Origin of the sequence: Calothrix sp. FACHB-168, assembly GCF_963889195.1 — a bacterium.
Taxonomy (GTDB): domain Bacteria; phylum Cyanobacteriota; class Cyanobacteriia; order Cyanobacteriales; family Nostocaceae; genus Aulosira; species Aulosira anomala_A.
The window spans coordinates 1-25,370 of sequence record NZ_CAWPNJ010000080.1; the positions used below are offsets into that span (position 1 = coordinate 1).

The 25,370-nt window shown below is 39.2% G+C and carries 21 protein-coding genes and 1 pseudogene; 11 read left to right on the plus strand and 11 right to left on the minus strand.

Annotated elements, in window-relative coordinates:
- The first annotated feature begins 179 nt into the window (after nucleotides 1–179).
- The 3 genes from AACW45_RS34910 to AACW45_RS34920 all read left to right on the plus strand — a co-directional run bounded on the left by AACW45_RS34910 (nucleotide 180) and on the right by AACW45_RS34920 (nucleotide 3,190).
- On the plus strand, nucleotides 180–1,274 hold the full coding sequence (locus AACW45_RS34910) for a M24 family metallopeptidase (RefSeq protein ID WP_190637689.1): 1,095 nt from the start codon (nucleotides 180–182) through the stop codon (nucleotides 1,272–1,274).
- Between the two features lie 202 nt (nucleotides 1,275–1,476).
- Nucleotides 1,477–2,538 carry a galactokinase gene (gene galK, locus AACW45_RS34915; RefSeq protein WP_190637691.1) on the plus strand — a complete coding sequence of 354 codons (1,062 nt, stop codon included), beginning with the start codon at nucleotides 1,477–1,479 and terminating at the stop codon, nucleotides 2,536–2,538.
- 271 nt (nucleotides 2,539–2,809) lie between these two features.
- Complete coding sequence (locus AACW45_RS34920) at nucleotides 2,810–3,190, plus strand: cupin domain-containing protein (protein WP_190637693.1); 381 nt, start codon at nucleotides 2,810–2,812, stop codon at nucleotides 3,188–3,190.
- A gap of 18 nt (nucleotides 3,191–3,208) precedes the next feature.
- On the opposite strand, the gene AACW45_RS34925 is transcribed toward AACW45_RS34920, so the two are convergent.
- From AACW45_RS34925 to AACW45_RS34945, 5 genes are all read right to left on the minus strand, one after another.
- Entirely contained in the window at nucleotides 3,209–4,159 is a 951-nt protein-coding gene (locus tag AACW45_RS34925) for an AAA family ATPase (RefSeq protein ID WP_096647310.1), read from the minus strand.
- 264 nt (nucleotides 4,160–4,423) lie between these two features.
- Complete coding sequence (locus AACW45_RS34930) at nucleotides 4,424–5,509, minus strand: DUF4350 domain-containing protein (protein WP_190637695.1); 1,086 nt, start codon at nucleotides 5,507–5,509, stop codon at nucleotides 4,424–4,426.
- A 157-nt stretch (nucleotides 5,510–5,666) separates the two neighbouring features.
- Entirely contained in the window at nucleotides 5,667–6,578 is a 912-nt protein-coding gene (locus AACW45_RS34935; RefSeq protein ID WP_190637698.1) for a 1-aminocyclopropane-1-carboxylate deaminase/D-cysteine desulfhydrase, read from the minus strand.
- Nucleotides 6,579–6,719 (minus strand): hypothetical protein, encoded by a 141-nt coding sequence (locus AACW45_RS34940; protein WP_190637730.1) that lies wholly within the window; start codon nucleotides 6,717–6,719, stop codon nucleotides 6,579–6,581.
- Nucleotides 6,720–6,900: 181 nt separating this feature from the next.
- Nucleotides 6,901–7,941, minus strand: a complete 1,041-nt coding sequence (locus tag AACW45_RS34945) for a hypothetical protein (RefSeq protein WP_199331301.1) — start codon at nucleotides 7,939–7,941, stop codon at nucleotides 6,901–6,903.
- Between the two features lie 362 nt (nucleotides 7,942–8,303).
- Between AACW45_RS34945 and AACW45_RS34950 the strand changes: the two genes are divergently transcribed.
- A complete protein-coding gene (locus AACW45_RS34950) occupies nucleotides 8,304–8,951 on the plus strand; it encodes a helix-turn-helix transcriptional regulator (RefSeq protein ID WP_190637700.1) in 648 nt (215 codons plus the stop codon).
- Between the two features lie 966 nt (nucleotides 8,952–9,917).
- Nucleotides 9,918–10,913, plus strand: a complete 996-nt coding sequence (cofG, locus tag AACW45_RS34955) for a 7,8-didemethyl-8-hydroxy-5-deazariboflavin synthase subunit CofG (protein ID WP_190637702.1) — start codon at nucleotides 9,918–9,920, stop codon at nucleotides 10,911–10,913.
- Here cofG and AACW45_RS34960 read toward each other — a convergent pair.
- On the minus strand, nucleotides 10,904–12,169 hold the full coding sequence (locus AACW45_RS34960) for a sensor histidine kinase (protein WP_190637704.1): 1,266 nt from the start codon (nucleotides 12,167–12,169) through the stop codon (nucleotides 10,904–10,906). The two genes, cofG and AACW45_RS34960, sit on opposite strands and share 10 nt — an antisense overlap.
- 31 nt (nucleotides 12,170–12,200) lie before the next feature.
- Nucleotides 12,201–14,087 (minus strand): ATP-binding protein, encoded by a 1,887-nt coding sequence (locus AACW45_RS34965; protein WP_190637706.1) that lies wholly within the window; start codon nucleotides 14,085–14,087, stop codon nucleotides 12,201–12,203.
- A gap of 634 nt (nucleotides 14,088–14,721) precedes the next feature.
- Here AACW45_RS34965 and ntrB point away from each other — a divergent pair.
- The 3 genes from ntrB to AACW45_RS34980 all read left to right on the plus strand — a co-directional run bounded on the left by ntrB (nucleotide 14,722) and on the right by AACW45_RS34980 (nucleotide 18,007).
- The gene (gene ntrB / locus AACW45_RS34970; RefSeq protein ID WP_190637708.1) at nucleotides 14,722–15,543 is read left to right on the plus strand and encodes a nitrate ABC transporter permease; all 822 of its coding nucleotides are present in this window, start codon (nucleotides 14,722–14,724) and stop codon (nucleotides 15,541–15,543) included.
- Between the two features lie 259 nt (nucleotides 15,544–15,802).
- Nucleotides 15,803–16,588: an ABC transporter ATP-binding protein gene (locus AACW45_RS34975; RefSeq protein WP_190637710.1), complete on the plus strand. Its 786-nt coding sequence runs from the start codon at nucleotides 15,803–15,805 to the stop codon at nucleotides 16,586–16,588.
- Between the two features lie 114 nt (nucleotides 16,589–16,702).
- Nucleotides 16,703–18,007, plus strand: coding sequence for a CmpA/NrtA family ABC transporter substrate-binding protein (locus AACW45_RS34980; protein WP_190637712.1), 1,305 nt, complete (start codon nucleotides 16,703–16,705; stop codon nucleotides 18,005–18,007).
- Nucleotides 18,008–18,109: 102 nt separating this feature from the next.
- Here AACW45_RS34980 and AACW45_RS34985 read toward each other — a convergent pair whose 3' ends face one another.
- The 4 genes from AACW45_RS34985 to AACW45_RS35000 all read right to left on the minus strand — a co-directional run bounded on the left by AACW45_RS34985 (nucleotide 18,110) and on the right by AACW45_RS35000 (nucleotide 22,398).
- Nucleotides 18,110–18,877: a ChaB family protein gene (locus tag AACW45_RS34985; protein ID WP_313933821.1), complete on the minus strand. Its 768-nt coding sequence runs from the start codon at nucleotides 18,875–18,877 to the stop codon at nucleotides 18,110–18,112.
- A 126-nt stretch (nucleotides 18,878–19,003) separates the two neighbouring features.
- Entirely contained in the window at nucleotides 19,004–19,546 is a 543-nt protein-coding gene (locus tag AACW45_RS34990; protein ID WP_190637716.1) for a Dps family protein, read from the minus strand.
- Between the two features lie 585 nt (nucleotides 19,547–20,131).
- The gene (locus AACW45_RS34995; RefSeq protein WP_190637718.1) at nucleotides 20,132–20,491 is read right to left on the minus strand and encodes a hypothetical protein; all 360 of its coding nucleotides are present in this window, start codon (nucleotides 20,489–20,491) and stop codon (nucleotides 20,132–20,134) included.
- A gap of 653 nt (nucleotides 20,492–21,144) precedes the next feature.
- Nucleotides 21,145–22,398: an ABC transporter substrate-binding protein gene (locus tag AACW45_RS35000; protein ID WP_190637720.1), complete on the minus strand. Its 1,254-nt coding sequence runs from the start codon at nucleotides 22,396–22,398 to the stop codon at nucleotides 21,145–21,147.
- 293 nt (nucleotides 22,399–22,691) lie between these two features.
- On the opposite strand from AACW45_RS35000, the gene hemJ reads away from it, so the two are divergent.
- The 3 genes and pseudogenes from hemJ to AACW45_RS35015 all read left to right on the plus strand — a co-directional run.
- Nucleotides 22,692–23,279 (plus strand): protoporphyrinogen oxidase HemJ, encoded by a 588-nt coding sequence (gene hemJ / locus AACW45_RS35005; protein ID WP_190637722.1) that lies wholly within the window; start codon nucleotides 22,692–22,694, stop codon nucleotides 23,277–23,279.
- A 124-nt stretch (nucleotides 23,280–23,403) separates the two neighbouring features.
- Nucleotides 23,404–24,267: a DUF6671 family protein gene (locus AACW45_RS35010; RefSeq protein ID WP_190637724.1), complete on the plus strand. Its 864-nt coding sequence runs from the start codon at nucleotides 23,404–23,406 to the stop codon at nucleotides 24,265–24,267.
- Between the two features lie 527 nt (nucleotides 24,268–24,794).
- A pseudogene (locus tag AACW45_RS35015) lies at nucleotides 24,795–25,058 on the plus strand (ISH3 family transposase); the annotation flags it as partial.
- Nucleotides 25,059–25,370: the final 312 nt, after the last annotated feature.

Consider the following 25,370-nt stretch of genomic DNA (forward strand, 5'->3'; position numbering starts at 1 on the left):
CCTACGGTTGTTGACGGTCAAAGATGCAATCGTCGCAGCCCTTGCTTTCATCCCCAGGTTCCGTAAACTACACCTGGGGACTTCCCGCAAGTTAGGTTAAATCTAAAACTCCAGATGGACGCAAATGAATGCAGTGATTTTGATAATTAATCATCTGTGTTCATTTATGAAAATACTATATGAATGAAGAAGTATCTCAGAAATTAAAAATAATCAGACAAACCCTCTGGCCAGCTGAGGTAGGGGGTGTACTTCTGCGCGGTACAGATTGGTTTGCTTGGGCGACTGCTGGCGCTTCTCACACTGTCTTACTAACTGCGGAAACGGGGGTAGCAGAATTTTTAGTTACTCAAGAAGATGCATGGATATTGACGGATGAAATTGAAGCTCAACGCCTGAAAGATGAAGAATTAGCAAGTAATTTTAAGTTATATGTTAATCCTTGGGCTGATGGGGTGGCGCGTGAGGCTTTTGTGCGTGATGCCACATCTGGAGGTAAGATAATTAGCGATCGCCCTTCATCCACTTCTAATTTAGAACAACCCATACCACCATCTTTACAACAAGCTAAACGCAGATTATTACCAACCGAATTAGAAAGATATCGCCAAGTCGGGCAAAAAGCCAGCGCCGCGATGACAGAAGTATTACAAGCAGCACAACCTGATTGGACAGAATTTCAATTAGCTGGTGCGGGTGCGGAAGCCTTATGGGCGCGAGGTTTGCACCCAGCTTTAACATTAGTAGCAGGTGAGAGACGTTTACCCCTTTACCGCCATGCTACAGCCACAGGTGAGAAAATTGGCCGCCAAGCAATGCTGGTTTTTTGCGCTAGAGGTTATGGATTGTATGCTAACCTGACAAGATTTGTCTGTTTTGGTAGCCTTTTGCAAGATGACGCCGAATTACATCGTCATGTGCGGGAAATAGAAGCCACAGCCTTATCTGCATCTCAACCAGGAATGACGCTTGATGCAGTTTATTATGCTTTAGCTCAAGCTTACGAACAGCATGGTTTTCCTGATGCTATTCGCCAACATCACCAGGGAGGAACTACAGGATATTTAGCGCGAGAAATTGTAGCCACGCCTCAAACACAGGATTTTTTAACGGAAAATATGGCTATTGCTTGGAACCCCAGTGTCACAGGTGCAAAGGTAGAAGATACTTTTGTCATTCTCCAGGATGGAAAATTAGAAAATTTAACTTTTGATGCAAACTTTCCCCATGTTGAGGTAGAAGGTAGATTTCGCGCTGTACCTTTAGAGAAATAATCAAAATTCACAATTAAGTTTAGTTATACCAATTCGCTATGATGATGCACTTAATATTTATTTAATGAACCGCCTTCGCGCAGCGTCTCGCAGAGAAGACGCCAAGTACGCCAAGAGAAAAGAAGCAAGTATTAAGTGCAAGTTTACAGAGAATTGGTATTAATAACCTCTTCCCTTTTGCCCTCTGCCTTTTTTAACACTTATGACTTTTCAAGAGATATTTAATAAACCACCAGAAACTCAAGCTAGCGCACCAGGAAGGGTGAATTTGTTGGGCGAACATACCGACTATAACGATGGTTTTGTTCTCCCGACGGCGATTCCCCAACAAACAACAGTAAAGCTAGGTTATAGCAATGATGAACAACATCAATTTTATTCAGAAAATCTGCAAGAACGTGTGAGTATTTTGGATATTCATCATTCGCCTTCAGGATTTGCTAGTTATATTTTTGGTTGTATAGAAGTATTGAAACAAGCAAAATACAATATTCCACCACTCAATATTTACGTTCAATCTTCAGTTCCTATCGGTTCTGGTTTATCTAGTAGTGCAGCTTTAGAAGTAGCGACAATTAGAGCAATTCGCAAACTTTTGGATCTGCCGATTAATGATGTGGAAATTGCGCAATTTGCCCAACAAGCGGAAATTCACTATGCTGGCGTACAATGCGGGATTATGGATCAAATGGCTTGTAGTTTGGCTGACAATCAACATATTTTGTTTTTAGATACGCGCAGTTTAGAACGTCAGTTACTGCCTTTGCCAAGTAAGACTAGTATTGTAGTGATAGATAGTGGTGTACCCCGCACCTTAGCCAGTAGCGGTTACAATCAGCGTCGCGCTGAATGTCAAGAAGCAGCGAAATTATTATTCGTCAGGGCACTGCGGGATATTACTGATGCAAGTGTAATAGAAGTTTTGCCAGAACCATTAAACCGTCGCGCCCGTCATGTGGTGACAGAAAATAATCGTGTATTGGAAGTCTTGCAGGGAGTAGAGCCTGAGCGTTTTGGCGAGTTGATGAATGCATCCCACGTTAGTTTACGGGATGATTATGAAGTATCCGTACCAGCATTAGATAAATTGGTGGAAATTTTACAACGTATTTCAGGGGTATATGGTGCAAGGTTAACTGGTGCGGGTTTTGGCGGTGCTTGTGTGGCGTTGGTAGCTTCTGGTAAAGAAGAAGCCGCAATTCAAGCTTTAGAACAATACAATCATGCAGGTTATACAGGGAAAATGTTGGTTCCTGATGAGTAATACCCTTTCTCTGTGATGATGCACCTAATATTTATTAATAAACCGCCAAGTACGCATTAGACGCGTTCGCGGAGCGTTGCCGCAGGCTAGCGGCTTCCCGTAGGGTAGTACGCCAAGAAACAGAGAGGTAATCATTTAGTGTAAGTTTATAGAGAATCGGTATAAGTTTCTTCTTCTTTTCTAAAATCAAAATTAATGCAACAAACTACAAGGGAAGAAGAATTTTGATGATTTTTATGGGAATTGTTCGAGATTAAATTGGAGGTAAAGAATGCAGCCTAATGTTATTTTTGGCAATGCTGTTAGCGAGGGTGCAAATCGCTGGGGTTGGTTTATGGGACATTTTATTACACCAGATGACGATCCGCGCTCAACTTCAGCAATAGAAATAAAATGGGGTGTTCACAAAGCTGGAGAATGTAGAAGCGAGTGGGCGATTAATCATCAAGCTGCTACGCTTTCTATTTTAATTAGTGGTAAATTTTGCCTTCAATTTGAGGATAGAGAAATTATCTTATCTCGTGACGGTGATTATGTGCTGTGGTGTGCGGGTGTACCTCATTGTTGGATTGCGCAGTCAGACTGTACGATTTTAACAGTGAGATGGCCTTCAGTGCCCAATGATAGTCTGGAAGTGCGATCGCTTCAATAAAACAAACATAAATCAACCTCACCGGGGAACTGGTACTTGATTAATCACCGATGCAATCACCGCATCCATTTGTAAACCATCAAGCATTGCTTCTGGTTTTAAAATTAGGCGATGACGCAACAATGGTGACGCAACAGCTTTGACATCATCTGGCGTCACAAATTTCCTTCCTGCTAACCAAGCTGCTGCTTGAGATGTTTGCAACCAAGCACCAGCAGCGCGAGGTGATGCGCCTAATGCTAATTCTGGGTGTTGGCGTGAGTTTTTGACTAAAGCTAGTAAATAATCAATAATTTTTTCATCTACATCAATTTCTTTCACAGCTTGTCGCGCCTGCAAAATTTCGCTGACTGTGGTGACAGGTTGTAAACGATTAATATCTCCTCGTCGCGCTGCGAATCCAGCCTGACGATTAAGTAACATTTGCTTTTCCGCAGCAGGTTCGGGGTAATCTACTGCTAGTTTAAATAAAAATCTATCTAATTGCGCTTCTGGTAAAGGATAAGTACCCTCAAATTCGAGAGGGTTTTGTGTCGCAATTACCCAAAATAATTCTGGTAAAGGTAAACTTTCACCATCAAGAGTTACCTGCATTTCTTCCATTGCTTCTAACAGCGCCGCCTGTGTTTTGGGAGGAGTGCGGTTAATTTCGTCTGCTAGTAATACTTCTGTAAAAACAGGCCCTTTTTTTAAAGTAAAATCGCGGCTATTTAAATCAAATATATTTGTTCCTGTAATATCTGAAGGTAATACGTCTGGCGTTAATTGAATCCGGCGAAAATCTGCTTTAATTAACTGCGCCAGCACTTTTACTAAGAGTGTTTTACCCGTTCCTGGTACACCTTCTAAAATTATGTGTCCTCCCGCTAATAATGCGACTATTAGCTGTTTTATCAAGCTAGATTGTCCCACAACTACTTGATTAAGTCCTTGCTCCAGGTGAATTAAACTAGAATGTGTATTGTTCATGTTAGTCATTGGTCAATAGTCAATGGTCAATAGTCAATAGTCATGTGTTACTGATTTAATCAAATATAAGGTGAATTGAGAATTTAGGAATTTGGGATTATTGATTTGTAATCAAGTTAGTCCCTCATGGGAAAAGCCGACAAGCAAATATGAAAATCTCTCTTTCCTAGCCCCTAGCCCCTATTTTTAAGTTAGTTTATAGTAAGAAAACAATTACGAATTACGAATTACGAATTACGAACTTGTACTGAGCTTGTCGAAGTATTACGAATTATTTTTGATTTTCTGCCATTTGCCCAACCAGCTTAACAGTTCTTTGTCGCTCATGGATCGTTTTGATGATTTAAACTTTAATACTGTAACTAATTCGGCTGCACTTCTTCCGGTTTTCTCTACCCAAATATCAATTAAAGCTTGGGGTTCGAGGAGAATTTCACCTAATCCTAAAGATTTTTGTAATTGTAATTGTTCTTCTTTACCTACCATCTCCACAACAAAATCGCTGGATTCGGCTTTTTGTAACACTCCGGCTAATGCTTGGATATATGCTTCGCTATTGTCTAAAACTGGTGTTTCTAAAACTATTGGCTTACCAAAACGGCGATTTTGTGCCCAAATTAGCACTAATAAAAATATACCTGCTGGTAATATGGCTACAATTAAAGGCTGATTAGTAAAATAAGTCAATAAGTCACCTTGACCTTCTTTTTGTCTAGTATCAGCGTCTTTATAACCATGAATATATTCATCAACAAAGATGGGGTTATTTTGTTTACTGACTAAATCTGCAAGAAATTTAAAATTACTTAAATAATCTTGATAAGCATTCGCTGCTAAATAGGGAGTGGTGCAAAAGATAATTTTTCCTTTACCATATTTTGTCTGCCCAACTATAGTACCAAAGCGATCGCCTAATAAAATCTCTTCTTCATCACCCTTTTTAGAACGTCTGCGCGTATCAATTTTGACATCACCAACAGGCGATTGTTGCATTGTCTGAAATTTAGCGGCTGTTACCGGGTACTGTGCGCCTAAAATTACCCAAGTATTACCTTTTTCAATCCATGCGCTTTCTTGGGAAGTAATGACGGCATAATTCAGACGGCTGTATACTTGTAACAGCGTCACGGGAGTTTTGGCTTTAATATGATCCCACGGTTTTTGCCAGCGCTGGATAGAACTACCTTGTTCTTGCATAAAAGCATACCAAGCACCATAGCCATCAGCACTACGGTTATAAGTAGAACCACTATTAAGAATGCTATTTCTAGGTGCCGCAAATAAGCTGATAATTACTATCGCTACTAATGCGATCGCACCCAGCAAAGACAAGCGATTTGCACGCTGCATAAGGTATAAAAATTTAGTCCATAGTTAATAGTCCACAGTCAATAGTCCATAGTCAATAGTCCATAGTCCAAAGCAATTAACCTTAACAACTGACAACACTTCATATAGCTATCAGTGCATCGCTGACAACTGACAACTGACAATTGTACAGACGCGATTAATCGCGTCTCTGAATATTGCCTTGTAAGCCGCCTGTGTGGATTAATAATATGCGATCGCCTTTTGGGAAAAATCCCTGTTTTAATAAATCCATGACGCCATAAAACATTTTGGCGGTGTATACATAATCTAAAGGTATACCTTGTTCTTGGGTGAATTGCTGCTGAAATTGTAATAATTCGTCGTTGACTTTGGCGTAACCACCCATGTGATAATCACAGATTAGTTGCCAAGATGCGATTTCTTCATGAGCAACAGGTAAACCAGAAGCGAGGTAATTTTTCAGCCAATTATCTACATCCGATTTGAGAAATTCCCCACCTTTGAGAACTGGAAAACCAATGGCGCGCTGGCTTTTGGTTAACGACAAAATAATTCCCGCTAAAGTTGTACCCGTACCGCAAGCGACGCATACAGTATCAAATGCGGCATTATTTACTATCTCCATACACCCGCGCACACCGTTCAGATTTCCCCCGCCTTCAGGAATGATAAACACATTACCAAAGCGTTGCTGTAATTCTGCTTGTAATTCTGCTGTGTGGCGCTGTCGGTATTTCTGTCTATCCAGGTAGAAAATTTGCATACCTTGTTCCACAGCAAAACTCAGTGTAGAGTTGAGTGGTAATCTCTCTTCTCCGCGAATCATCCCAATTGTGCGGAATCCTAAAAGATTTCCCGCCGCAGCTGTGGCAAATATATGATTAGAATAAGCACCACCAAAGGTAAGCAAGGTGGTTAAATTTCTTTGTTGCGCTTCCAAAAGGTTGTACTTGAGTTTAAACCACTTATTACCATTAACCAAAGGGTGCATATTATCCAGACGAAGTACAGACAATTCCACTCCAATTTGTTGAGCAATTAGACTTTGAATTGGTTGTATATTTGGAGGGAGAAAATTTAATGACATTTAGACGGTTGACGGTTGACTGTTGACTGTTGACTGTTGACTGTTGACTGTTGACTGTTGACTGTTGACTGTTGACTGTTGACTGTTGACTGTTGACTGTTGGGGACTTACAAAAAATAAATTACCCATATTTCGTAGCATCTTGCTCGCTTTTGAACACCAGCGAGCGAGACGCTCGCACTACTAAAGTTTTCGGGTGTTGGGTTACCCTACGGGAAGCCGCTTTGCGTCTACGTTCCTCAACCCAACCTACGCCTCTTTTGACTGTTGACTGTTGACTGTTGACTGTTGACTCTTAACTCTTGCATAGCATTATTAGCAATTAATCATTAACAAAATTGAGTCCTGATATTGCTTGATCAATATCTAAATTTAAATATTTATCTAATGGTAAATACATCCAATTTAGTGCTACTTGGGGATCTGGGTTAGTTTTGTGAAACCCTAATGTTGCTACTAATTGTTCGTGGCTGGGATGTATAGTGAGAGCATAAATATCGCAAATGTTAGGAAAATCAGCTTGGATACGCACAAATGTTTGTTGCGTATCTTTTAATAATTGACAGACATTAATTAGCCGATTGTAAGGTAAATCGATTTGCCAACTGCGGATAAAAATTGATGTACAATTGCGATCGCCTATTTGGGCAATTTCAAAGGGATCAATATCCCAAGTTGCACTCATGTGCAAGCCTTTGCGGGCTGGGAGAAAGAAATTAGCTTCCGATTCTCTCGCGACTGGATACAGCGTATAAAAACCCACAGCATCTTGGTTATCGCTGCGGCGTAAAACCCGCATCCCGGTTGGATATTGTTCCGCCCAACCCCGGATAATCCTGACAATTCTATGGGGTAATGCAGTCGCTTTTTTATTCATCCAGTTGTAGTTACGGGCTAAAAAACTCGCAACGGGTACAGCATCGGTGCGGGGATTGAAATCATCAGCAAAAAGTTTGATATCGGCTTTAGCTACTTGAGAATTTTGCCGATTGGGTAATAAAGAACGGATGCGAATACAAGTACTATTACCATCAAAGTCTTTTTCAATCAGCCCCAAAGCCACCAGCTTATCAATCATCATACCCGCAGAGCGATCGCTCCCCCGCTCTTGTTCGCCATAAAAAACTTCTTGGGCTTCCCGATGGGTACAAGGAACAAACCCATCGGGTAAATCCAGTTCTGTCAAAGGTTTGGAAAAACGCTCACCTAATTCTTGGCGTTGTTTAATTAGTAAATAAACCCACAACTTGACAAAATATTCTGCCCGTCGTCGCGTTATCCCCACTCGCCCTTGCAACTGGGAGACATATTTGCGCTGTTGTTCCTGGGGAAACCATTGTTCAATACTTTGTGGATGGATCATTTCGCAAAACTCCTGACTTTTCCTAACTTGTGCGGTTGAACGGCAGTTACAATTGATTAGTCCCCAGCATTAGACTGTGTTTGTATAGCCGAACCAGTGCGTTCGGTTGCCAGACTTCTACGTAACTCAACAGTGACTGGTTTGCGAAGAAAATTCGCCAGGTAGAGACTCCTGCACCAATCATCTTTATAAAAACTTCACCTTAATTCAGCTAAATTACGCAAACTTCATCGCCTTGACTATATTTGCTGCTTACTCATTGCATAGACATAATCGCCAACCCCAAAATTTAGTTAAACACCTGATTAACATCACAGGTATCCCTATTTGGCTGTAATGCTGAGTTTTGGAGGCAATTAATTATGGTATTTTCAGATAACGAAAACAATTTAAATTTGCTGGCTTTTTCCGAAAAACAACAAAATCAAAAAAATCCTACCAATGATGATTTACAACCTTTAGCAAAATTTGATTTACTCCAAGCGATTATTGAAAGCTTTGTTGATGGTGTGTTGATTGTCTCACCTGAAGGTAAATTAATTCATACCAATGAATACGCCCGTGCAATATGTCGGCAATTAATGCCAAAAGATGCAGATAGCTCGGCAATACCCCAAGAAATTTGGTATATTTGTCAATCTTTAATTGAAAGTTCTGAGCTATTTACTACCGAAAAAGTTATTATTGAGTCAGAAATTCAACCAAAGCCAACAATCAAATTGCGCGTTAGGGCTAGATGGTTAGAACTATCTGCCAGCCCAAGCAACTTTTTATTGGTGACAATAGAAGATTGTAATCAGCATAGCCAAAGTATTGCGATCGCGGATGCCAAAAAATACAATTTAACCGAACGGGAAATAGAAGTTTGGCAGCTAAGGTTAGCGAATCTTTCTTATAAAGAAATCGCCAATAAACTATTTATTACTATTAATACAGTAAAAAAGCATTTACAAAACATTCATGCTAAACAACAAGATATAAATAATCTGCATGAATACAATTTCGTGTAATAAATAAATTATTTTCCGTAGGGTGTGTTATGCCGCAGGCTAACGCACCATTTTTCTTCACAAATTAGAGATACAGCGAATTGCAAGTTGGTGAGGTACAGATAATCGTTGATTGTAGGGGCATTGGCACTGCCATGCCCCGAAGCGCGTACTGAAAATCTGCTAGCTTTATCATTTACACATATTGAGGACTCATTTTTATAATTTTAGTAAACAAAAAAGGCGATCGCTTGCTCATTTATCTAAATTAACTACTCATTTTCCTGTTTTCAGTAAGCAAAAAGCCATTTCACCTTCTCGTCAAGCCTTTTCGCCTTCTCATTATTGTGTTTTCCGCAAGTAAAATACCATTTCACCTACTCAAAAAGCCATATCGCTTACTCGTTTCGGTAAATCACGCACTCATTTTAGTGTTTTCCGCAGATAAAAAGCCATATCGCCTACTCATTTCGGTAATTCACGCACTCATTTTGGTGTTTTCCGCAGATAAAAAAGTATATTGCTGGCTCAAAAATGGCGCTGTTTGACAATAAACTGCTGTGTAGGTAGGCGTTGTTGTTTTTTGCAATCGCACTTATTTGAAAATTCAATTGAGTAATTGAATCTAGAAACCTAATTTATAATTCATAATTCATAATGGGCAAGGCAATGCCTACCTGTGTCAACTTACAGCAATTTTCAGGTAAATAGACAACACTGTAGGGGCACGGCACCCACAATCTTCTCGTATATACAATAATCTTACTGGTGCCGTGCCCCTACAATTTATCGCATTATTTTTTCAATTTGTATTAGAATTCATAAATAAATACTAATACCAATTCAATATGAAGATGCATATAATTTAGCCTGCATAGGCAGGCTTTGTTTATTTAGCTCCAGGCTTCTAGCCTGAGAGCGTTAATGCCCAGCTTCACAGAAAATTGGTATAAGATATGTCTTTAATTTTGAATTTTGAATTGATTTATGCAAACTGATAATTCTCGAATTGTCACCTATAGCCCAGCTTATACAATCGTCCCAACTTATGAATGCTTTAATCGCTGTAGCTACTGTAATTTTCGCACAGATCCTGATAAAAGTCCTTGGTTAACTTTAGCAGCAGCCACCAGTATTTTAGAAAAAATACAACAAAAAAATGTATGTGAAATTCTCATTCTTAGCGGAGAAGTACATCCACATTCCCCCAGGCGTGAAGCGTGGTTCCAAAGAATTTATGATTTGTGTCAGTTAGCATTAAAAATGGGTTTTCTCCCCCACACTAATGCAGGGCCGATCAGTTTTGCAGAAATGCAAAAGCTGAAGAGTGTTAATGTTTCAATGGGGTTAATGTTAGAGCAATTAACACCAAAATTCTTAACTACAGTACATCGCCACGCCCCCAGTAAATTACCAGAATTGCGGTTACAACAATTAACATGGGCGGGAGAATTACAAATTCCCTTTACTACCGGGTTATTATTAGGAATTGGCGAAACATTAGCCGATTGCTGGGAAACATTAACAGCTATATCTGAGTTACATCAGCGTTATCATCACATTCAAGAAGTTATTTTACAACCCCATAGCCCAGGAAATCAGCAAACTTTTGACGCGCCAAATTTTGACCCCCATAAATTACCAGAAATAATTGCTAAAGCCAGGGAAATTTTACCGCTAGAAATTACAATTCAAATTCCGCCGAATTTAGTCAAAGATAGTGAATGGTTACTTGCTTGTATAGCGGCTGGTGCGAGAGATTTAGGCGGAATTAGTCCAAAAGATGAAGTGAACCCTGATTATCCCCATATTCAAGCAGGGGAATTGAGAGAAATTTTACAGATTGGGGGATGGGAATTAGTACCGCGATTACCTGTTTATCCACAATTTGATTGTTGGTTGTCGGGGGAATTACAAACAGCAGTAAAGCGATGGCGATTAATTCACAGTCAACAGTCAACATTTAACCTAAATTATTCTTGAGGAATTGCAATTGTAAACTCCGTACCTACACCCAGTTGAGAATTTACTTCTAATGTGCCATTGTGTTTTTCTACGACAATTTGATGGGCGATTGATAAGCCTAGTCCCGTACCTTTACCCACGGGTTTAGTAGTAAATAAAGGCTCAAATAGTCGTTGTTTAAGTCTTTCAGGAACGCCCATTCCATTGTCAGCAATCCGAATTAAAATATGATTTTCTGAATCTGCTTCTGTGGTAATTTTAATTTGGGGATTTTTCCGGCTCATTTTGCCTTGAAATATGGCTTCATCAATCGCATCAATGGCGTTAGCTAGTATGTTCATAAATACTTGATTCATCTGCCCTAAATAACAGTTAACCTTTGGTAATTCTCCGTAATTCCTAATTACTTCAATACAGGGGCGATCGCTATTATTTTTTAGGCGATGTTGTAAAATCATTAATGTACTATCTAGCCCTTGGTGCAAATCCGCAAATACTTTACAATCGCTATCGGCACGGGTGAAGGTGCGCAGTGAATTAGAAATGTTACGGATGCGTTCGCTGGCGATTTTAAATGAATCGATTATTTTGACTAGATCCTTCAGCATAAATTCTAGATCTAAGTCTGCAATTGCTGTACTAATTGTCTCCTGGGGATTGGGATACTCTTGTTCATATAGTTTTAAAATTGCTGAGATCCCAGCAATATAATCTTCTAAAGGGGGAATATTGCTGCTAATAAAATTGATGGGATTGTTCATTTCATGGGCAATCCCAGCGATTAATTCTCCTAGCGTAGATAATTTTTCTTGCTGCACTAGTTTAACTTGGGCTTGTTGTAAAGCCAAAGTGCGATCGCGTACCTGTTGTTCTAAAGATTCATTTAGCTGCTTCAGTCTTAAATGTACCAGCACTCTGGCAATTACTTCTTCTTGGGCAAATGGTTTTGATATGTAGTCTACCGCACCGAGAATAAAACCCTTAGTCTTACTTTCGATATCGGCTAAAGCAGTGGTAAAAATAATCGGAATGTTTGCGGTAACCGGATTAGCTTTCAAACGCCGACAGGTTTCAAATCCGTCAATACCCGGCATTTGAATATCGAGTAAAATTAACTCTGGTTGATTGCGTTCGACTTGCGCGATCGCACTTTCGCCGTCAACTGCTACCCGGAAACGCAAACCCTTACTAGTCAACGCTTCTGACAGCACAGATAAATTTGTGGGATGATCATCCACAATTAAGATAAATCCTTTATTGCCAATCTCACTCATAACTATAGATAAAAATAGAATTTACGCCGAATTAATTCATGCATTCTTGGATAAAAGTATCCAACCGTTTAAGTTGAAAGTTGCTAGCTAACTGGATGATTTGCTCGGTAAATGCACCTAAATCCTCGTGAGAATTTCCCAGTTGTACCGCTATTTCTAAAATTGATTGAATATCGCCGTCTTGTACCAATTCATATAATTTTTGCAAAACCTCACGAGCAGGTACAACTATTCTATTATTCACAGATAAACTATCTAAATCGGGTTTATTTAAGGAATTTTTATTAACTTCATATAACCATTCCAATTGCAAAAATTGCCGTAGTAATTCTAGCAAAGTTTCTACTTCTATGGGCTTGCCTAGAAAGGCATTAGCACCCACATCAATACTTTTATATTGGTCATTAGCAAAGACACTAGCAGAAGAAGCAATAATAGGTCTATCTTTAAATTCTTCAGATTGACGCAAGGTTTTAATAAACTCCAAACCATCCATTACAGGCATAATTAAGTCAGTAATAATCAAGTCTGGTTTGTGAATTTTTACTTGTTCTAATCCTGTTTGACCATTAATAGCTTCTACAACCGTAAAGCCCACTGGCTCTAGTAAATTGACGATAACGGAACGGTTCTCCCACTTATCATCTAAAATCAAAATCTTGCGTCTTTGTCCTTCATAACCAATAATTGTACCTCTATCGACTATTCGGCAAACTTTTGCCCAGTTTTGAGACTCTGCTACTTCTAAATCAAAGTAGAAAGTACTACCTTTGCCAAACTCACTTTCTAACTGAATTTGACTCCCCATCAACGCAATAATTTGTTGGCTGATGGCTAATCCTAAACCTGTACCTTCGGTTTGTCGCTTTTGATTACCTACTTGCTCAAAAGGCAGAAAGATTTTTGTGGCTTGTTCGGGGGTAATACCCGTACCCGTATCTACTATTTCAAAGCGAATTTTATAGATGATTTCTCCTTGTTTATTAGCTGTTTGATTCAGGACTTTCACTTTAAAGGTGACACTGCCTTGTTGGGTAAATTTAATAGCATTACCCAGCAAATTAATCAAGACTTGGCGCAAACGTTTTTCATCAGCGCGAATCCCTGTTGGTAAATCACTGTCAAGTTGCAGATTAAACTCAATGACTTTTTGTTCAGCCCGAATCCGACAAATTTCACTCACGCTATCGAGAAACGCCGGTAAGTAAAAATCTATCAGATTCAATTCCAGCTTTCGGGCTTCAATTTTGGAGAGATCCAACACATCATTAATTAGAGTTAATAAATGAGAAGCACATTGATAAATAATGGCAATTCCTTTAGTAGCTTTTTCACTTAAATTTTCTGTCCGTTGGAGAATTTGTGTATAGCCAAGAATACCGTTTAGAGGTGTGCGTAACTCATGACTCATATTGGCGAGAAATTCACTTTTGGCTTCGCTAGCATTTTTCGCTGTTTCCTCTGCTTGGCGTAACTCTTTCTCAATGCGCTTGCGCTCAACAATTTCTTTGAGCAGTGATTGATTAATTGTTTCTAATTGGGCAGGGCTAGGTAATGTGAGCGCTTGCGGCATGAGGTTAAATAACGCAAATGCTGTATATATAGAGATAATTGCCGTCAAAGCTTTCAGCGTCCCAGAAAACCAGTAATCTGGATGCCATAACGTCCAAATTTCCGTTAAATGTCCAGTACCGCAGGCAATAATAAAAGCACCAAATAACATAAACACGCCATTAAAAGGTACATCTTTGCGTTGTGAGATAAAGTAAATTAGTAACAGTGGAATAGAATAATAGGCGAGAGCGATGGTTGCATCAGAAATAATGTGAAGCCATACTAATCCGGTATTCCACAAATAACAATGTCCATGAGCCATAAAACCAATTGAGTAGAAACTAGAGGAAAAAAATGCCAACATAATGCTGCGCTTATAGGTGCGATATTGTGTCTATCAACTTAGTATTCCCAATTAATTAAGTCAGGAACATCAATCGATACTTTCCTCAAAAAACCCTTATTTCTACTCAAATTTCCCACATTTATATAATTCAATTTGCTGATTGAGGAGTTAGCGATCGCTTCCTCATCAGGGATATTTATTAGTATAGCTAATTACTTAAATATTCAGTAAATACGCTTGACTTAGACTCTGTAACAGACAAGATTACGAGAGCGATCGCTTTGTGCCCCATTAGTTAATCTTGCGGTTGCGAATTGCTGTATTTTATGAGACACCTGATTGGAGACATCAGTTACAGCATCTTCCTGTAAATCGACCACGCTGTAGGGGCACGGCATCAGTAAAATTATTGTATGTACCAAAAGATTGTCCGTGCCGTGCCCCTACGATAGATGTGGTTCAAATAGGGGAAAACTGCTGTAAGCTCCGTGAGAAGGTAATTTTTAGCAATATACATTTTGGCAATTTTTTGCCCTATTTCTCCTAGCTTGGCAAGAAATCCGCGATGAAGTGCTGAGTTTTTGCAAAATATTGCTATTGGTGGAAAAATTTGGCTATTTTGGATAGTATCAATTCTTTAGGCTACAAATAAATGTATTCCCAACCTCAGTATAGAAACTTATTCGAGCGAATAGCAAAAGTTGCTTCCCAAAAGCTCAAGGAGTTATTGCCTTCTTTCTTTGGCATTTGTATATTTTTGATAATCTGGCATTTATTAAGCTTGCGTCCTAATACGTCTTTACCTTCACCATTTGCAGTGGTAACTGAAACCTGGGATTTAATTAGAGATCCTTTTTTTCAGAAAGGAGGAAATAATAAAGGGTTCTTCTGGCTAATTCTCGCCAGTTTAAATAGGGTAATTGTAGGTTATTCCTTGGCGATAGTCATTGGTATTCCTATTGGTTTTTTTATTAGCTTAAATAGTTTTTGTAGAAAAGCAATAGATCCATTAATACAATTACTACGTCCCGTTGCACCGTTGGCTTGGCTACCTTTAGCCCAAGCAGTATTTCTCAAACCTAATCCTTCAGCTATTTTCGTAATTTGTATAACTGCGATTTGGCCGATTATTTTAAATACAGCTTTGGGTGTCAGTCTGGTACCGAAAGATTACATTAATGTTTCTAAAATAGCGGGTTTATCAGCATTAGAACATTTTTATAAAATCCTCTTACCAGCAACTTTACCTTATATATTTACAGGTTTGAGAATTGCTCTCGGTTTATCCTGGTTAGCAGTTGTCGCGGCGGAAATGTTGCTTTCTGATGATGGTATTGGCTTTTTTATTGTTGATGCTTACAACAATGCCAATATTCACGAAATTATTTTGGCAATTTTTTATCTAGGTGGCTGCGGTCTTATCCTCGATAAAATTATGGGCTATATTTCCGAAAAAGTCACGCCGCAAGAGTAATTAATATTAGGACTTACGCAGTGTCAGATATTTTTCCTGCTTTTTGTCAATTGTCAATAGTCCATAGTCCATAGTCCAAAAACCTGAATTTTGACCATTGACTTTTGACTTTTGACCACCCTTGTGAGGGTTTTTGTGTTCGGTGCGTAAGTCCTAAATATCAGTTAATCACTAGAAAATCTCACAACCAAACATTAAATTTTCTCTTCCCTAATCCCTAGCCCCTAGCCCCTATTTATTTAAGCCGAGAGTCAATACCATGCCTAGTTTTGTAGAAATCAGGGATATAAATAAGGAATTTGTGCAAGATGGTACTAAGAACATTGTTCTCAAAGAGATCAACTTAGAAATTGAACAGGGGGATTTTGTCTCCTTAATTGGTCACTCTGGTTGTGGTAAATCTACACTATTGAATATTGTCGCCGGTTTAGAAAAACCCACTCAAGGACAAGTTTATGTAGATGGGCAATTAGTTAAAAGACCATACCGCGATCGCATGGTAGTATTTCAGAATTATTCCCTGTTACCTTGGCTGACAGCTTGGGAAAATATCGCTCTGTTTGTTGATAAAGCTATGCCAGGGAAATCAAAAACCGAACGCCGGGAGATTATCGCCTCGCACCTAGAATTGGTAGGTTTGAAAAACGCAGCCCAGAAAAAACCCGCGCAACTCTCAGGGGGGATGAAACAACGAGTAGCTTTAGCCCGCGCTTTGGCGGTTCAGCCGAAATTACTTTTACTTGATGAACCATTTGGCGCTTTAGATGCCCTCACTCGCGGTTCATTGCAAGCCGAGTTAATGTGTATCTGCGATCGCTATCACATCACAACTATCATGGTAACTCATGATGTGGATGAAGCTTTATTACTGAGCGATCGCGTAGTCATGTTGAAAAATGGCCCTGCTGCTACCATCGGTCAAATTTTAGACATCCCCTTTGAACATCCCCGTTCTTTAGAAATTCGCGATACTGCCAAATATCATGACCTACGCCACGAATTAATGCAATTTCTACAATTTCAAGAACAAGCAAAAAGATTATAGATATAAATTTTCACTATTTTGACCGAATCAGGCAAAAGTAAAAAATTATCTTTTTACTTTTTACTTTTTACTTCTTAAAACCTCAGTACAAATTTTAAATTTTGAATTCCCCACATGGTGAAATTTAAGCGCAGACAATTTCTGACAACGGCTGGTGCAGCTGCGATCGCTCATAGCTTAAGCAACTGTAGTAATTTCAGTGCCGCGAAAACGCAATTAAATGCTGGCGTCTATGCAGGCGATCGCGATACGCCAGAAGTAACAAATGCTACACTAGGATTTGTGCCTGTGACTAGCAGTTGTCCGTTGATTATTGCCAAAGCTAAAGGCTTTTTTGCGAAACATGGTTTACCGGATATTCGCGTTGTGAAACAACCCTCATGGGCGGTGATGCGCGACAAACTCATGTTAGGTTCTGCAGATGAAGGCTTGGATGGCGGACATCTGCTATTTCCGATGGTTTACCTCATGTCTACCGGGGAAATTACTTATAGAAGAAAAATTCCTATGTATATTTTGGCAAGAATGAATGTCAACGGACAGGGGATATCTGTTGCCAACACATATAAGAATTTAAATTTAGGTACAGACAGTTCGCCCTTAAAATCAGCTTTCTTACAAAAAGCAAAAGCTGGTGAAACTGTACGTTGTGCCGTTCCCTATCGCCGGGTGACTGGTGATTTTTTCATGCGCTGGTGGTTGGCGCATGGCGGTATCGATCCCAATCGCGATTTATCAATTATTGTGATTGCACCGCCGCAGATGGTTGCAAGTATGCGGAGTGGCAGTATGGAAGCCTTCTGTGTAGTCGATCCTTGGCACCATCGCCTGATTAAACAAGGATTAGGTTATTCGGCGGTGACAACTGGGGAATTATGGCCGAATCATCCAGAAAAAGCCTTCACCATGCGCGCTGAGTGGGTTGATAAATATCCCAAAGCAGCCAAAGCCATGCTAGCGGCATTTTTAGAAGCGCAAATTTGGTGCGATCGCCCAGAAAATAAAGCCGAATTATTTGATATTGTCTCACAAAGACAATGGATTGGGGTCAAAAGTGAATTGATCCGCGATCGCCTTTTAGGTAAATTTGATTACGGAAATGGGCGGGTAGTAGAAAATAGTCCCCATGCGATTAAATACTGGCGAGAAAACGCCTCTTATCCCTTCAAAAGCCACGATTTATGGTTTTTAATTGAAGATATGCGCTGGGGTTATCGTTCTCCTGATTTTGCTACCAAACCCTTAATTGATGCAGTCAATCGTGAAGATTTATGGCGAGAAGCTGCTAAATTTATCGGTCAAGAATCAGCAATTCCCGCTACCACATCGCGGGGAATCGAAAAGTTCTTTAACGGGTTAGAATTTGACCCCGAAAATTCCCAAGCTTATCTCAATGCACCCAAAATCACGTTGACATAGTCAACAGTCAACAGTCAACAGTCAATAGTCAACAGTCAACAGTCAACAGTCAACAGTCAACGCTATTTTCAAGCTAGTCCCATGCCCCATGCCCATTTTCAATTAAACTTTTACCTTAGCTTTTGACCAAACACCGTTGTCATCTTCATCATATTGCTGACGGACTGCATCCCAAGCTGCTTGTTCGGCGGTGAACTCGTCACTGGTGTCTGCTAGGGTGACGTTATAGCGTTCCATGAAGGTGCGTTGTGCATCTGCTGACAGGTGAGAACGAACTTCAGGAGATAAATCTTCTGGTTTATTACAAGGGCCAGGACAAGGACGGGCGAAGATTTTATCAACTGTGTGAACTTCTTCAGCCCCAGCGCTTTCTAATAATAATTGAAATTCACCGGCGCGATCGCTCGGTACTTCTGCCATCAACACAAACTCGCCAGCTTGCAGACGGGTTTGGTAAACTGTAGCTTTATCTTCAGGCATTCCTAAAGTAGTTAAAACCGATACTAATCCTGCACCTGCACTAGCTGCGATCGCACCGCTTGCAGCTCCCAATAATACCGCACTAATAGGCCCGGCTGCCACAATTGGCCCTACAAAAGGTATAAACAATACACCTACCCCTGTAAGCAAGCTAAGAAATGAACCAAATAAAGAACCAAAAATTGCTCCTGTTCTCAAACCACCTAAAATCACATCTTTTTTCGTGATAAAACCAGCAATTCGCGTTTCTGATTGAAAGTTTCTCCCCAATACAGAAATATGATCTCTGGGTACACCTCTATCTAACAACCGCCGAATTACATCATCTACTTGCTTTTGTTCTTTAAATACAGATGAAATCGTCCGTTCTGCTGTGTATGTTCCTTGCACTGGAATCTCCTTAAATATGATGATGAAAAATTGCCGATTAAATAGGCAGCTGTGGATAAATTGCTTCTTTCCACAAACTGCCATTTAAAATAATTCGTAATTAAGCCGAATTAGTAATTATTTGAATTACACACCTACAGGAGTTTGAGTATCAGATGCAGCTGATGGTTTATTGCTAGGATCTAATGCTTGTCCTTCAATAAAGGAGCGCAACATCCAAGCCATCTCTTCATGTTCTTCCATCAATCCAGTTAAAAAGTCAGCAGTTCCTTGATCGTGAAACTCTTCACCAGACTGATCTACATGCTCCCTAAAATTACGAATTACCTGCTCGTGATCTTGCACTAAATTCGCTACCATCTCTGTAGCTGTAGGAACTTGTCCAGCATGTTCTTTTAGGGTAGCCATTTGCAGAAATCCTTCTAATGTTCCTACAGGATAACCACCCAAAGCCCGAATTCTTTCTGCTAAAGCATCAATATTTTCAGTTAGTTTTTCATAATGTTCTTCCCATAGCTGGTGCAGGGTACGAAACTGAGGCCCGACAACATCCCAATGATATTTTTTGGTTTTAACTAACAAAAGATAGGCGTCTGCTAAATCTTTATTTAACAAATCAATGACACCTTGACGTTGTTGTTCTGTTAAGCCGATATTAATTTTTGGCATAATTTTTCCTCTCTTGGAGAACTCATTTACTAAGTTCCCAAATTTCACCACTAATCTACATCAGTCTACAGAAAGATAATAAAAAATATTAAATTTACATTATTAATTTTATTTTTCTGCTAATAGATAGATGGTAGCCTTTTATCTCATCCTATCCTCCCAACAGATAGAATTTCCTATAAATAATTGACAGTCAACAGTCAACAGTCAACAAATAACAATGTATATATAGCAATCCGAGTTGATTTCTGAAAAATCTAAGTATATGTAGGGTGCGTTATCACGAAGTGTAACGCACCGTATTATGAGAGTTGCTGCGTTGCGCTGCGCGACAACACAACGCCAGTTCGCTCAAGTCGGGAAACCCGCCCATGCGACTGGCTCCCCTACGTATTGGTTCAAAAATCAAATATGAATCCTATAGCAAAAGACATCTTGAATATTATTTTTCATCAAGATGCCTATATTATATACAGTGGTGAAGCTAGTCATTAACCCTTTATCCAGACAAATGACTAATGACTAATGACAAACAACAAACAAAGGAGATTTACCGCTATTTCCTACAGATAATATCAATTCTGCTTACTTCTTACCTGTGACTTTTTCCAGAAGATTTTCTATTTCGTCTTCTACTGAAGTAGAACTAGTAGAATTGCTAGGACGCTTCATTTTATCGATATCTGCATCTCCTTGAACTTCATTCAAACCTTTATTAGATTCTCTTTGCACTCTCTCCAATCCAGGAGGATTTGATCTACCTACTTCATCGGTTTTACGCTGAGTTTCTAAAAGTTGTGTAGTGGCTTCTTCGGGATGACTTTGATAGCTTTCAATAGCAAAAGCTGGAAACGCATTCGACACAAATAACAATGTGCAGGTAAAGGCAATAACTAAAAAACGCACGGGACGGAGTAAGCTTGAAACCAAAGCAATAATTTTCATTTGTATTCCTCAATAACCGCGTCAAAAACGCATAACTTGTACTTCATGAAATCAGAGAGTATCTGTATTGATTGGCTAAATATTTGCAATCAATTTACAGTCATATCTCTGTCTCAACCTTATTTACCAATCAAGTGAAGAAATTAACTTCTTATTGACTAAGCTGAATAATGAATTACAATATAACTATTACCCAACAAATACATTAGCTGAGAAGCATTAAATTCTTCACCTGAAGTCGATAGTTTATTTTTATCCCGATTTTTTCATGCTTGCATCAATCCCAAGAATGAAGTTAAATTCGCCTTAATTGCAGATAAAATCACTCTCCAGACAGAGCAATATCAGCGTATTTAGTCAGTTAATTATTTCCATAGACCTTTTTAGTGGCGTTTAGATCCCCGACTTCTTGAAGAAGTCGGGGATCTAGTAACTCCCTGTAAAAATATTTTTGTTTCTTCCTAGGGACTTCCAAGAAATAAATTATCCAATCTTGTGGGGTGGGCAGCGTTCGACTGAGCGCTCACGCCGAAGTCTTGCCCGCCTTTGACTATGGGCGAGACGCCCACCCCACAATCAATAGTTGTATATTTTTTATTTGGAAGTCCCTTACTAGTTTACTGAATTCAGCATCTGAATTAATTTACATCAGCTTATTTAATGCTTAAAAACGCAAATTTCCCCTGATTCCCATTTGCTTCCATCTTCAGTTGAGCAACATAAAACTCTTTTTGAATAACATCACCTACTGGAGTAAAAGCAATTTCACCCAAAGGCGTTTGATAAGTTCCTTTGAGTAATTCTTGATTTAATTCCTTCCGTAATTGTGCTAATGAAAGTTGATTAATTTTCTGCTTTTTATCTAAAGATTGCAGCGCTTCGACATATACTTGTAACGCCGTAAAAGCTTGAGCGCTGACTTGTGGTGGTTCGCGCCGATACTGCTCAAAATAGGCTTTACGAAATGCTGTGTTAATTTCATTCTTGTATTCTGGGCTATAAGCTTGAGCAATAATCACCCCTTCACACAGCGCCTTACAGACAGAAAATATATGAGATGTATTAAAGCCATTACCACCAATAATAATGCCTTTATAACCAAGTTCTCGTAATTGTTTAACTAAGTTACCACCATCTACTGCCAAACCAGAAATAATCGCTAAATCTGGTTTTAAATTAATTGCACTACTAGCTTGAGTTTGAAAGTCAGTATCTGTAGTTTGAAATTTTTGGACTGTAACTAAATCTAATCCTAACTCTTTAACTGTTTTCTGAAATATTTCTGTTTCCGACTTATTAAAAGCATCATTCTGGGCATAAAATACAGCCACTCTTTTAATATTAGGATTTTGCTTGAGTGCGGCTTTTACCGCATAAGGCGCGACAACAGCCACAGAAGAAGAAACACGTGCTACATAATCGCCAATTTCGGGAATACCTTTAGCGGTATTTGATGCACCAATTACCGGAACTTGATTGCGTTCAGCGATAGGATTCGCACTAAAAGCTTGTTGTGATAAAGTCGGGCCGATAATTCCCACAACTTTATTTTGATTAATTAATGTTTGAAAAGCATTAACAGTACCAACTTCATCGCCGCCAGTATCTTGAAAAATTAATTTAATCGGTTTACCGTTAATACCACCTTTGGCATTAAAATATTTTTCGGCAATTTTTACGCCATCCGTTCCTTCTTGACCAAGTAATGCTACATTGCTAGTCTGAGCAAAAGCAATCCCAATGGGAATTACATTACCAGTCGCTGATGTTGCTGTCGGATTATTGGTGGAACTTGTATTATTACTGCTACTTTTACCACAACCTATCAGCAGTGCAGAACAGGTAAATAATAATACAGCTTGCCTAGCAATACCTCTAGTACGCCTAACGGCGATCGCACTTTTCATACGGGTGAATATATTATTTGTACAATAATACCGATGAATTATGCTCTATTGGTGGCTGTAGCCTCATCATAGCTACCAATTTTTTTTGCGATCGCATCTAGACGGGCAATTTATAATGTCCTGGATATCATCGTCAATCATAACCTGTCACGGCAGTTCATACTTCTTAATCTATCTGTTGGCTAGCAATCAGTCCTCGCTGAAGATTTTACCGTAACCTGATAAAGAGAGTAGTTGCGGCCATTTCGGCAAAAGCAACTCCGAAAACAAGTTGAGACAGGCAGGTTCAATTCATGGCTTATTCCTGGTTTAAAGCGTTTCATATTATTGGCTTCGTAGTCTGGTTTGCTGGTTTGTTCTACCTAGTACGTTTATTTATCTATCACGTAGAAGCTAACCAAGAACCAGAACCAGCACGCACGATACTGAAAAATCAGTATCAAATTATGGAAAAACGCCTCTACAATATCATCACAACTCCAGGAATGTTGGTGACAGTAGCAATGGCAATCGGACTTTTATCTACTGAACCAGATGTTTTAAAAGAGGGTTGGTTGCATATCAAACTGGTGTTTGTGACCTTATTAATCGGCTATCATCATTACTGCTCGCGACTCATAAAAAAATTAGCAGTAGATGAATGTCGGTGGAACAGTCAGCAGTTACGGGCTTTAAATGAAGCACCTACAGTTATGCTCATGGTAATTGTACTGCTAGCTGTATTCAAGAACAATCTGCCTACAGATACCACAGTTTGGGTAATTTTTGCATCAATTATTCTCATGGCAGTGACGATTCAGCTTTATGCTAAAAAACGCAAGCGCGATAAAGAAAAGCTGACAGCAGAACTCGCCCAGGTTGCCCAGGAACAAGGTTCCTAATTTTGTTAATTTTCGGCAGGTTTAGTCAGTTCTAGAGGTAATGAAGAAAGGGATAATAAATAATTGTAATTACGCTTTATTACCGGCTAACCTTGCCGAAACATCAACAGGAGGTAACCCCACGATGAAAAATCAGCAATTATTTAGTAATCGTGTGGCAATACTGGCGACAATGCATCAAAAACAGCAAGCGATCGCTCCCATCTTAGAGCCGGAGTTAGGCATTAAAATTATAGTACCGCCAAATTTTGATACTGACGTTTTCGGTACATTTACCAGAGAGATAGAACGTCCAGGTACGCAAATAGAAGCAGCCAGATTAAAAGCCACAAAAGCCTTAGAATTAACAGGTGCAAAATTAGCGATCGCTAGTGAAGGAAGCTTTGCCCCTCATCCATACATACCTTATATTTACTCCAATCGTGAAATCGTTATTTTCTTAGATCGAGAAAACGATTTAGAAATTATTGGCGAAGAATTATCATTAGAAACTAATTTTAACCATCAGGTAGTAGAAAATATCCAACAAGCCTATGATTTTGCTCAAAAAATTGGTTTCCCCGAACATGGGCTAGTGGTGAGTTATCAGCAAATAACCAAAGATAGCAGTCAAATTATTAAAGGTATTAATACCGAAGCAAAATTAATAGAAGCTTGGAATTGGGCATTTAATAACTCACCCGATGGCAAAGTATATCTAGAAACCGATATGCGTGCCCATCACAATCCCACCAGAATGAAAAATATTGCCAAAGCTACCTCTAATTTATTAAGCAAGCTGCAAAGCCATTGTCCCCAATGTCATCTACCAGGTTTTGATATAACTCAAATCCGCAAAGGATTACCCTGTGAAATATGCGGTATGCCTACCAACTTAGTTCATGCTGTAATTTATCAGTGCCAAAAATGTAGTTATACCCAAGAAAAATTATTCCCCGACGGCAAAGAGTTTGGCGATCCAGCACAATGTATGTACTGCAACCCCTGAGATAGAAGCGGGTAGGGGCATAAAAAAGTGTAGGGAGTGTGGGGAGTTTTCTTTCCCATCCCCCATGCCCAATGCCCAATGCCCAATGACAAATGACAAATAAAAAAAACCCTCTTGCCATTGACAAACGAGAGGGTTGTAGTATGGTGTGAGGAGCAAACTCAATGTTTGCTTCTTATCAGTGTAACAACTATATGTGGCAATTACATAAAAATGGTATGAAAATCATGTGTTTAATGTATGAATTACACCACACTAAATAGAATTTGACCTAAATTCAGTAGACCGAAAAGTTTTGCGATCGCGCACAGAGCAATACCTATAAAACCGACTATTGTCAAAAAAACCGTATTCTGAAATACATTTTTTAGAAAACTCCTTCAGCAACTATAAATAAATAAAACTAATTAATCACCGAAAAAGTTAAGGGTAACGCGCCCACCAAAAGATAGTTCTGGATATGTAGTATGCAATTTTTGTAAAGTATGGAGGTAAAGAAGCAAAATTGAGGATTATTTAGTTTGGCTATGAATGCAAGGGAGCCAGTTCTAACTGATAGTAAAACCTTAAACGAAGTAGTTAACTGTTTAACAGAACATATTCCAATTCAAACTCAAGGAAAGTGTGAACAAAAAAATATCTTTGAGATTTTAATTCGAGCAGCCACCCAAAGGGATAGTATCGAAAACACAACCAAAGTCTTAAAGAATGTTCCTACAAGCAACGATATTCGTTATCATTTAGATAAATATTCAGACATTAAATCTTTAGAATCAGACTTAAATACAGCAAATGCTTGAGTTTTTACTTCAAGCAGTAGACCGCAATTATGGAGTCGCCTGTGAAGTTTACTTGCCATCTGGCTGATTTTGGTTGATTTTTGGGGCTTATTCATAAATTAATCTGATCATTTAACCAAGCAATCAGCTTTTCTATATTCCCCCCCAAAACTGTATCGTAAACTACCATTTTTTGGCGATCCCAAAACTTTTCAGTCTACTGACCTTGGTATGCGGTTAAGGATCATTGTAGTGACTGTCTTGATTGTCAAGGGGCAGTAATAAATCTGACTATTGAGGCTGGGAAATTTCGTAATTGTAAAT